Source organism: Pseudomonas floridensis (assembly GCF_002087235.1).
GTDB classification, from domain to species: domain Bacteria; phylum Pseudomonadota; class Gammaproteobacteria; order Pseudomonadales; family Pseudomonadaceae; genus Aquipseudomonas; species Aquipseudomonas floridensis.
In genome coordinates, this window is the sequence record NZ_MUIO01000167.1 from 1 (window position 1) to 934 (window position 934).

Sequence of the window (934 nt, forward strand, 5' to 3'; positions counted from 1 at the left end):
CCATCACCTTCAGCGAAGCCGTCACCGGCTTCACCAACGCTGACCTGACGGTGGCCAATGGTACGTTGACCGCAGTCAGCAGCAGCGACGGCGGTATCACCTGGACGGCGACCCTGACGCCAACCAACAACTTCACCAGTTCGGTGAATCAGATCACCCTCAACCGGGCTGGCGTTCAAGATCTGGCTGGCAACGTGGGTACTGGCACCACAGCCTCGAACAACTACGCCATCGACACTGCTCGCCCGACGGCCTCCATCGTGGTGGCCGACACGGCACTGAGCATCGGTGAAACCTCGCTGGTGACCATCACCTTCAGCGAAGCCGTCAGCGGATTCACCAATGCGGACCTGACCGTCGTCAACGGCACGCTGAGCACCCTGACCACCAGCAATAACATTGTGTGGACCGCGATATTCACACCGACCAACAACATTACCGACTCGACCAACCTGATCACCCTGGCCAATACCGGTGTCAGCGATGCGGCAGGTAATGTGGGCTCGGGCACGAGCACGTCGAACAATTACGCGATCGACACTCAGCGCCCGACCGCCAGCCTGCTGTTCGCGGACGCCAGCCTCACAGCCGGTGAAACCTCACTGGTCACCATCACCTTCAGCGAAGCGGTCAGCGGTTTCACCAACGCCGACCTGAGCGTGCCTAACGGCACGTTGAGCAGCGTGACCAGCAGCGATGGCGGCATCACCTGGACAGCGGTCTATACACCGAACAGCAACGTCAACGACACCACCAACCTGATCACCCTGAATAACGCAGGCGTGGCCGACCTGGCGGGCAACATCGGGTCCGGCACCAGCAACTCGGGCAATTTCACGATCGACACCGTACGTCCGTCCGCCACTATCGTCATTGCTGACAGCGCGCTGTCCATTGGCGAAACCTCGCTGGTGACCATCACCTTCAGCGAAGC

At 60.6% G+C, this 934-nt stretch carries 1 protein-coding gene; it reads left to right on the top strand.

Annotated elements, in window-relative coordinates:
* Nucleotides 1-934 (top strand): Ig-like domain-containing protein (locus BZK31_RS27530; RefSeq protein ID WP_244182751.1); only part of this gene is annotated, 934 nt, incomplete at both ends.